5 protein-coding genes are annotated in these 9,760 nt (G+C 59.3%); all 5 read left to right on the top strand.

Features of this window, described 5'->3' with window-relative positions; translation table 11 throughout:
- Positions 1 to 8: 8 nt before the first annotated feature.
- Positions 9 to 3,218, top strand: a complete 3,210-nt coding sequence (locus tag EV148_RS17240) for a helicase-related protein (protein WP_132000094.1) — start codon at positions 9 to 11, stop codon at positions 3,216 to 3,218.
- The gene (locus tag EV148_RS17245) at positions 3,215 to 4,060 is read left to right on the top strand and encodes a DUF4391 domain-containing protein (RefSeq protein WP_132000095.1); all 846 of its coding nucleotides are present in this window, start codon (positions 3,215 to 3,217) and stop codon (positions 4,058 to 4,060) included. The genes EV148_RS17240 and EV148_RS17245 overlap by 4 nt, the downstream gene beginning before the upstream one ends.
- 41 nt (positions 4,061 to 4,101) lie before the next feature.
- A complete protein-coding gene (locus EV148_RS17250; protein WP_199222817.1) occupies positions 4,102 to 6,015 on the top strand; it encodes a site-specific DNA-methyltransferase in 1,914 nt (637 codons plus the stop codon).
- Positions 6,016 to 6,099: 84 nt separating this feature from the next.
- Positions 6,100 to 9,126, top strand: a complete 3,027-nt coding sequence (locus EV148_RS17255) for a type III restriction-modification system endonuclease (RefSeq protein ID WP_132000097.1) — start codon at positions 6,100 to 6,102, stop codon at positions 9,124 to 9,126.
- A 15-nt stretch (positions 9,127 to 9,141) separates the two neighbouring features.
- Complete coding sequence (locus EV148_RS17260) at positions 9,142 to 9,567, top strand: hypothetical protein (RefSeq protein WP_199222818.1); 426 nt, start codon at positions 9,142 to 9,144, stop codon at positions 9,565 to 9,567.
- The last annotated feature ends 193 nt before the right edge of the window (positions 9,568 to 9,760 follow it).

Raw genomic sequence — 9,760 nt, forward strand, 5'->3', positions numbered from 1 at the left:
GAGCGACCATGAAGTTGATCCACAACACCGGCGCAGACCGAGTCATCGATCTGATCCGGCCGCATCTCAAGCACGGCAATCAGCTCGGCTGCGTGACGCCCACGTTTTCTCTCTACGCCTTCGCTGAAGTGCGCGAAGCGCTGTCAGTCCTTGATCGGGTCCAGTTGATCCTGTCCCCTGACGACGGGGCGCTCGAGTTCCTCGGTGCGGAGGGCGATCGTGCCGCACGCAATCGCTTGCAAGCGCGATGGTTGGCCAATCAATGTGCGAATTGGATAAATCGAAAGGTGGATCTTCGGCGGGCACTGGGACCGGTGCCACAAGGCGCTGTGGTCATGCGCAAGCCTGACGCCACACCTGAGCAAGTGGTACTCGGATCGCTTGCCTTCAGTACCGCCGGCCTTGGACTAACGCCGGGTAACCCATTGAGCCTGATCCAGGCATCTGAATCCGCAGACGAGGCAGCCCAACTCGCCCGGTGGTTCGATCAACAGTGGGCGAGCCTGCAAGGGCAGTCGGGGGAATCAACTAGCGGCCGCGACGCACTGATCAGCGCCTTGCAGGCCATTGGCGAGCACCGCGATCCGTTCACCGTCTACACACTGATATTGCATTACCTGTTTCGTGATAGCGGTGACGAGATGGACGAGGACCGAATCGTCAAGTCCGCTACCGGCATCCGCAATACCGTGGTGTGGCAGAAACTGTTCAAGTTCCAACGTGATGGCGTAGTGGGCGCCATCGACAAGCTGAACCGCTTTGGTGGCTGCATCATCGCGGACAGCGTCGGCCTCGGTAAGACCTTCGAGGCCCTGGCGATCATCAAATACCACGAGCTGCGCAACGATCGTGTTCTGGTGCTGGCGCCCAAGCGTCTGCGCGACAACTGGACGCTCTACAAGGCCAACGACAAGCGCAACATTCTCGCGGCGGACCGCTTCAACTACGATGTCCTGAACCACACCGATCTGTCACGGGACGGCGGCACCTCCGGCGACATCGATCTGTCGCACGTGAACTGGGGCAACTACGACCTGGTGGTGATCGACGAGTCGCACAACTTCCGCAACAAGGCGACACACAAGGGCAAGGAGTCGCGCTACGACCGGCTCATGCGTCGGATCATCAAGGAAGGGGTCAAGACCCGCGTTCTCATGCTGTCGGCCACGCCAGTCAACAACCGGCTTGCAGACTTGCGCAATCAGATCGCCTTTGTCACCGAAGGCGATGACACCGCCTTGCTGGAGCACGGCATCGCCAGTATCGAGGCGACCACCCGCAAAGCCCAGGCCCAGTTCAACCGTTGGTTGGCGATGGATGAGTCCGAAAAGACGCCATCGAAGCTGGTTGAAATGTTGGGATTCGACTATTTCACTCTGCTGGACCACCTCACCATCGCCCGCTCGCGGCGGCACATCGAGAAATACTACGGCACCAGTGAGACTGGCCGTTTCCCGGATCGCCTTCCGCCAATCAACATCAAAGCAGATGTTGACCTCGCCGGCGAGTTCCGCGCCATCCGCGACATCAATCTGGAAATCCGCCGCCTCACACTGGCCACTTATGCGCCGCTGCGCTATGTCCTGCCACACAAGCAGGCGGCTTATGACGCCAAGTACAGCACCCAGGTTCGCGGCGGCGAGGGCTTCTTCCGCCAGGTGGACCGCGAAGAGAGCCTGATTCACCTGCTTCGCGTCAATGTGCTAAAGCGCATGGAAAGCGCAGTGTCGTCCTTCACGCTGACGGTCCAAAGGCAGCTCAGGGATGTGGAAGCCACGTTGGCCCATATTGAATCGCACACGGACGAGCTCGAAGAAATCGACATCGCCGATGTCGACATAGACGACCCGGCTTTCGAGGCGCTGCTCGTAGGGCGCAAGGTCAAGGTGCTGCTCGGCGACGTTGACCTGATTCGCTGGAAACAGGATTTGATCGAGGACCGCAACCGGCTGGCCACACTGCTGGCGGCGGCCAAACAAGTCGATGCCGCCCGTGACGCAAAACTGGCTGCGCTGCGCCAGATGATCGAAGACAAGTGCCGCCACCCCATCAACAGCGGCAACCAAAAGATCATCGTATTCACCGCCTTCTCGGACACCGCGCACTACCTCTACGCGCAGCTCGCCCCCTGGGCCAAGAGCACGCTGGGTATTGACGCCGCACTCGTGACCGGCAGCGCCGGCATTCAGACCACCTTGCCCGGTTTGCGCAAGAGCATGAGCGGCGTGTTGTCGGCGTTCGCCCCGCGTGCCAAGGAGCGCCCCGAAGAGCTCGCTGCTGAAGGCGAGATCGATTTGCTCATTGCCACCGACTGCATTTCCGAAGGCCAGAACTTGCAAGACTGCGACTGGCTGATCAACTACGACATCCACTGGAACCCGGTGCGCATCATCCAGCGCTTTGGTCGTATAGACCGCATCGGTTCGCCCAACCAATGCATCCAGCTGGTCAATTTCTGGCCAAACATGGAACTGGAGGAATACATCAACCTGGAGCAGCGGGTCAGCGGCCGCATGGTGTTGCTCGACATCTCGGCCACGGGTGAGGAGAACCTGATCGAGCAGCAATCCGGCAACCCGATGAACGATCTGGAGTACCGGCGCAAGCAACTGCTCAAATTGCAGGACACGGTCATCGACATGGAGGATCTGTCCACCGGGGTGTCGATTACCGACCTGACCCTGACCGACTTCCGCATCGATCTGGCTCAGTACCTGAAGGCGCACCCCGGCAAACTCGACACCCAGCCGCTCGGCGCCTATGCCGTTACGACCACCCTGGACGCCGATATTCCGCCTGGCGTGATCTTTTGCCTGCAAGCCTGTGGTCCGGCGGCCCAAAAAGCCAAAGAGTCTGACTACCCCTTGGCACCGCATTACCTCGTTCATGTCGGTGACGACGGCGCCGTATTGCTGCCTTACCCCCAGGCCAAGCACATCCTCGACCGTCTGAAGCGTCTGGCGCTCGGGCGCGAAGCTCCCGACACGGACGCTTGCGCCCGGTTCGACAAGGCGACCAGGCAGGGGGAAGACATGCGTCATGCCCAGAAGCTGCTTGCCTCAGCGGTCGCTTCGGTCGCTGGCAAGAACGAGGAACGCGCCGTCGCCAGCTTGTTCACGCCGGGTGGCACCCACGCCATCAAAGGTGAATTCGCCGGCAGCAATGACTTCGAGGTGGTCGCGTTTATGGTGATCCTGCCGGAGAGCGAGACGCCATGACGGTCAGCCCCGCATCAACTCTTTCGGCGCAAACCCTTATCCACGCCTTGCGCTTGCCCGAGAGTTGCCGGGTGGATCAGCGCGTCCCCAAGAAATTGCTGCTGGAGAATGGCGCCCCCACGGCGGCAGACAAGCGCTTGATCACGGAGGCCATCGAAGAGATCCAATGGGTCGCTGCGCTCAAGCCCAACACCATCGGTGTGCCCAACTACCGGGATACGCTGCGTGAGTACCTGGAGATCGCTGTGCTGGCAGTGACTGTGCGGGGTGTCGTTAAACCTGCAAGTCACTCGCGGCTCGCCGAGCTGGTGCACCGAGCCGTGCCTTATCCGGTGCTGTTGCTGCTGATTGAGGGGCAATCGCTGACCCTGTCGTTGGCCCACAAACGCTGGGCACAGAACGAAGCCGCCAAAGTAGTGCTCGACGGCAGCCCAATATCAATAACGCTATCGGTGACAGTGTCGGCCTCGCGGTCCGAGGTCAACGCGGCGGATGCCTCTCACCCTGATCCTGCGGCTGCTCAAGCCGAGAGTGCCTTTATCCAGTCTCTGTCAGTCACGCGCCAACCCCAGGCCACGCTGCACGCCCTCTATCAAGGCTGGGTCTATTGCGTGCAAGCCTTGCTCGCCGCCCGGCTGACGGGAAGCTACCAAACCCCGGCAACCCCGGAACAGGCTGCGGCACGTCGGCAAGCCTTGGCTGATTGTGAGCGGCTTGAGGCCGAAGTCAGCCGCCTGCGGGCGCAAGCTTTGAGAGAAAAACAACTGGCACGTCAGGTCGAGCTGAACCTGACGCTCAAGCGCGTACAGGCCGAACTGGCCGCCGCGCGCCGACAACTTTGAACCATTGAGCTTAAAAGCTTGAACGACTGATGGAGAACAATATGAACAAACTCACGGCAGCCAGCCCCGAGGCCCAGTCCGCCGATCTAGTGGCGGGCAACATCGACCAGCTCAAGGCCCTGTTCCCGGACCTCATTACTGAAGGCCCGAACGGCACGGCGGTGAATGTGGATGTGCTCAAGGCGTTAGTGGGTGACCAGACCATCACCGATGCCGATGAGAAATACGGTCTCAACTGGCACGGCAAGCGCCGCGCGCGGCAATTGGCGCTGACACCGAGTACCGGTACTCTTCGGCCCTGTCCGGACGAGAGCGTGGATTGGGAAACCACCCAGAACCTGATGATCGAGGGTGACAACCTCGAAGTGCTCAAGCTGCTACAGAAAAGCTATGCCGGCAGGGTCAAGCTGATCTATATCGATCCGCCCTACAACACCGGCAAGGACTTTGTGTACCCGGACAACTTCCAGGACAACATCAAGAACTATCTGGAATTGACCGGGCAGGTGGAAGGCGGACAGAAGATAAGCAGTAATACCGAGGCCAGCGGTCGGTTTCACACCGACTGGTTAAATATGGTGTATCCGCGGTTGAAGCTGGCGCATTCACTGCTCCAGCGAGATGGGTTCATTTTTGCCTCAATCGACGATGCGGAAGTTCATCACCTACGTCAAGTGATGAGTGAGATTTTCGGCGAAGACAACTTCATCGCAAATGTTGTCTGGCAAAAGAAATACACACGCGCAAACGATGCTCAATTCTTCTCGGACAATCATGACCATATTCTAGTGTTTGCAAAAAGTAGGGAGGACTCCGAGTTAGCGGGCCAGCCTAGAACTGAAGAACAGGTTGCAGCGTATTCAAATCCAGACGGGCACCCGAAAGGGCCATGGAAGGCCACCCCTTTACATGCAAAGAGCGGCTCCAACACTTCATCTTACCGATTCAGAAACGGCGTCGACTGGGCTCCCCCGCTGGGAACTTACCGCAGGTTCTCTAACGAAGCCATGTCGAAAATGGATGAAGGCGACGAGATATGGTTTGGTGCGGATGGGACATCCACGCCTTCACGCAAGAGCTTTCTCTCCGACGTCAAGGGTGGGGTCACGCCAGTCACTATCTGGCCCCATGATGAGGTCGGCCACAACCATGAAGCAAACAATGAACTCAAGGTTCTTCTAGGCCAAGGAGTTTTCGATAATCCGAAACCGACAAGACTTGTTCGTAGAATGCTTGAACTCGCGAGTAGTAGCGAAACACAGGCAATAGTATTGGATTTCTTCGCTGGCTCGGGCACAACCGGCCATGCTGTTTTAGCTCAGAACGCCACCGATGGTGGCAACCGCCGTTACATCCTCGTCCAGCTCCCAGAGCCACTTGAACCTGATGATAAAGGCCAGAAGGTTGCCGCAGATTTCTGCGACAAACTCGGCAAACCCCGGACCATCGCCGAGCTAACGAAAGAGCGACTTCGCCGCGCCGCAGCCAAGGTCAAAGCCGACAACCCGCTGTTTGCCGGCGACACCGGCTTCCGCGTCTTCAAGCTCGACCACTCCAATATCCGCGCCTGGAACCCCAATCCGGCGGATCTGGAAGCCTCGTTGCTCGACCATCAGGATCACTTGCTCGAAGGTCGCTCCGAGGCGGACGTGCTTTACGAACTGCTGCTCAAGCTCGGCCTCGACCTGTGCGTGCCCATCGAGCAGCGCACCCTCGCGGGCCGTGAGGTGCATTCCGTGGGTGGCGGCGTCTTGATGGCCTGCCTGGCCGAGCAGATTACCCGCGAGCAGGTGGAGCCGCTGGCCCAAGGCATTATCGACTGGCACAAGGAACTGGCGCCCGCCGGTGACACGACCTGTGTGTTCCGCGACAGCGCCTTTGAAAACGATGTCGCCAAGACCAACCTCGCCGCCATTCTGGAGCAGCACGGCATCCAGAACGTGCGCAGTCTATGAGGGGGGCGCTATGACAAATTATCAGGATAGAGAATTTGCACGCACGTCAGTGCGCCCGCAGGGTAGCGCACAGGGAGGTGCGCTATGAAACTCCACTTTGAGCCCAACCTCGACTACCAGATGCAGGCCATTGAGGCCGTGTGCGACCTGTTCCGTGGCCAGGAGGTGTGCCGCACCGAGTTCACGGTGACGATGAAGGCGCTTGGCGAGGAGCCGGTCATCGGCGGCATCGGCCCGCAGCTGTCCTTGGGCATGGCCGAATCGGATCTGGGCGTGGGCAACCGCTTGACGCTGCTGGACGACGAGCTGCTGAAAAACCTGGCCGATATCCAGTTGCGTGGTGGCCTGCGCCCTTCCAGCACCCTGAGCTCCGGCGACTTCACGGTGGAGATGGAGACCGGCACCGGCAAGACCTACGTTTACCTGCGCACAATCTTCGAGCTGAACAAGCGCTATGGCTTCACCAAGTTCGTGATTGTGGTGCCGTCGGTGGCGATCAAGGAAGGCGTCTACAAGACACTGCAGATCACCGAGGACCACTTCAAGGGGCTCTACGCCGGGGTGCCCTTCGACTATTTCCTCTACGACTCCAACAAGCTCGGGCAGGTGCGCAACTTTGCCACCAGCTCGAACATCCAGATCATGGTGGTGACAGTGGGCGCCATCAATAAGAAGGACGTCAACAACCTCTACAAGGACAGCGAGAAGACCGGCGGAGAAAAGCCCATCGATCTGATCAAGGCGACCCGGCCCATCGTCATCGTGGACGAACCCCAGAGTGTGGATGGAGGCCTCGAGGGGCGTGGCAAAGAGGCCCTGGATGCGATGAATCCACTCTGCACGCTGCGCTATTCCGCGACCCATGTGGACAAGCACCACATGGTGTTTCGCCTCGACGCAGTCGATGCCTACGAGCGAAAACTGGTCAAACAGATCGAGGTGGCCTTGGCGACGGTGGAGGATGCGCACAACAAGCCCTTCGTGCGGTTGGTATCGGTGGCCAATAAGCGCGGGACCATCAGTGCCAGGGTAGAACTGGATGTGGCCACCGCCAGCGGTGTGAAGCGGCAGGAGCTCGTCGTATCCGATGGCGACGACCTGGAGCAACTTGCCAAGCGTCCGATCTACGAAGATTTTCGCGTCGGCGAGATCAACACGGCCAAGGGCGACGAGTTCATGGAGCTGCGTTACCCCGGTGGAGAAGTGTTCTTGAAGCCGGGTCAAGCCCACGGTGATGTGGATGCGCTGGCCGTACAGCGCGAAATGATCCGTCGCACGATTCGCGAGCATCTGGACAAGGAAAAGCGCCTGCGACCGTTGGGTATCAAGGTGCTGTCGCTATTTTTCATCGATGCGGTGGACAGGTACCGCCAGTACGACGCGGACGGCAATCCGGTCAAAGGTGACTACGCGCGCATCTTTGAAGAGGAGTATCGGCGTGCCGCCAAGCTGCCGGCCTACCAGAGCCTCTTCGCCGAAATCGACCTGGACTCCGCCGCGGAGGAAGTGCACAACGGCTATTTCTCCATCGACAAGAAAGGCGGCTGGACTGATACCGCAGAGAACAATGCGGGCAACCGCGAGAATGCCGAGCGCGCCTACAACCTGATCATGAAGGAGAAGGAAAAGCTACTGTCCTTTGCTACGCCACTCAAATTCATTTTCTCCCACTCGGCCCTCAAAGAAGGCTGGGACAACCCGAATGTGTTCCAGATCTGCACCCTCCGGGACATCCAGACCGAGCGCGAACGTCGTCAGACCATCGGCCGCGGATTGCGTTTGTGCGTGAATCAGCACGGTGAGCGTGTGCGGGGCTTCGAGGTCAACACCCTGACCGTAGTGGCGACGGAGAACTACGAGCAATTCGCCGAAAACCTGCAGAAAGAGATCGAAGCGGATACCGGCATACGTTTTGGCATTGTCGAGCATCACCAGTTTGCCGCCATTGCCGTGACGGCACAGGACGGGCAGACCGTGCCCTTGGGCGTCGAGCAATCCAAGGCGTTGTGGGAGCATCTGAAGGCCGCCGGCCACATTGATGCCAAGGGCAAGGTGCAGGATTCGCTGAAAAAGGCGCTCAAGGAAGGCACTCTGGTGCTGCCTACCGAGTTTGAAGCGCAAAAGGGCCAGATTGCAGACGTGCTGCGCAAGGTATCGGGACGCCTGGAGATCAAGAATGCCGATGAGCGCAAACAGGTTCCACTGCGCAAAGGCCAGGATGGCAAGGCGATATACCTGAGTGACGAGTTCAAGGCGCTATGGGATCGCATCAAGCACAAGACAACCTATCGCGTGCAATTTGACAACGCCAAGCTGATCACTGATTGCATCAGCGCGCTGCAAAAGGCGCCTGCGATTGCGAAAGCGCGCCTGCAATGGCGCAAGGCCGATATCGCCATCGGCAAGGCGGGCGTTCAAGCGACCGAGAAATCGGGGGCAGCGACGGTGGTGTTGGACGAAGCGGATATCGAACTGCCGGACTTGCTGACGGACCTGCAGGACCGAACCCAGCTCACCAGACGCGCCATCGTCAGCATCCTGACCGGAAGTGGGCGCCTGGATGACTTCAAGCGCAACCCGCAGCAGTTCATCGAGCTGGCTGCCGAGACCATCAATCGCTGCAAACGGATGGCCCTGGTCGACGGTATTAAGTACCAGAAGTTGGGCGACCAGCACGTCTACGCGCAGGAGCTGTTCGAGAAGGAAGAGCTCACTGGCTATCTCAAGAACATGCTGATGGATACCCAAAAATCGATCTACGAGCATGTCGTGTACGACTCGACGACCGAGCGGGACTTTGCCGACGCGCTGGAGAAGAACGACGCGATCAAGCTGTATGCAAAGCTACCGGGCTGGTTCAAGGTGCCAACCCCGCTGGGTAGCTATAACCCCGACTGGGCCGTGCTGGTGGAGGAAGACGGCGCGCAGCGTCTTTACTTCGTAGTGGAAACCAAGAGCAGTCTGTTTACCGATGACCTGCGGGATAAGGAAAGCGCCAAGATCGAATGCGGCAAGGCCCACTTCCATGCCCTGGCGGTCGGCGAGAATCCGGCACGCTATGTGGTCGCGCGTTCAGTTGGAGACCTGTTGACGGAAGCGGCCAAGAGATAAGCCGGGAGGAAGAGCATGGCGTTGAATCTACGACAGGCAGTGGTCGGTTTCCTGAAGGATCGTGCTGAGCAGAAGTTCACTGCGCGGCAGATTGCGGAGTGGCTATTCGAAACCTTCCCCGAGGAGTGTCAGGAAAAGCGGGCCAAAAGCCAGGGCAACTACATCAAGTCGGATGCTGATCTGGTGCAGCAGCTCGTCGCGGAGATCAGCTCGCAGCGCCCGCGCTTGCAGAAGAAGCATCCAGAGCTCAAGACGACCGAGGGCCGCCTACGGAAGTATTACTACTCCGAAAAATCAGACAGTGCCGAGGTGGCGGCAGCAGAGAGCGCGGTCGTCGTGCCCACGGCCGACATGAACGACACCAAGCTCGGCGAGCACGCGATGTACCCTCTGCACCGACCTCCCTCCAACTGGCGCTGGCCAGGGGTCACCGCTGGCTAGCAATGCTGGAATCGGGGGAAGCGAAGTCCTTGAAGGAGATCGCCGCGAGGGAAGGAATCGACAACAGCTACGTCAGCCGGATGGTAAACCTGACCACGCTGGCACCCGACATCGTGGCGGCCATCCTGGACGACGTATTGCCGAACCACGTCACGCTGTTTGATCTGGCGGTTGATCCGCCAGCGCTGTGGGA

It is taken from the genome of Dokdonella fugitiva (assembly GCF_004342425.1).
Classification (GTDB): domain Bacteria; phylum Pseudomonadota; class Gammaproteobacteria; order Xanthomonadales; family Rhodanobacteraceae; genus Dokdonella_A; species Dokdonella_A fugitiva.

What these genes read in the sequence shown, in the direction of transcription:
- EV148_RS17250 (WP_199222817.1), top strand. Translation starts at nt 4,102, where the DNA reads ATGAACAAACTCACGGCAGCCAGCCCCGAGGCCCAGTCCGCCGATCTA.
- EV148_RS17260 (WP_199222818.1), top strand. Translation starts at nt 9,142, where the DNA reads ATGGCGTTGAATCTACGACAGGCAGTGGTCGGTTTCCTGAAGGATCGT.
- EV148_RS17255 (WP_132000097.1), top strand. Translation starts at nt 6,100, where the DNA reads ATGAAACTCCACTTTGAGCCCAACCTCGACTACCAGATGCAGGCCATT.
- EV148_RS17240 (WP_132000094.1), top strand. Translation starts at nt 9, where the DNA reads ATGAAGTTGATCCACAACACCGGCGCAGACCGAGTCATCGATCTGATC.
- EV148_RS17245 (WP_132000095.1), top strand. Translation starts at nt 3,215, where the DNA reads ATGACGGTCAGCCCCGCATCAACTCTTTCGGCGCAAACCCTTATCCAC.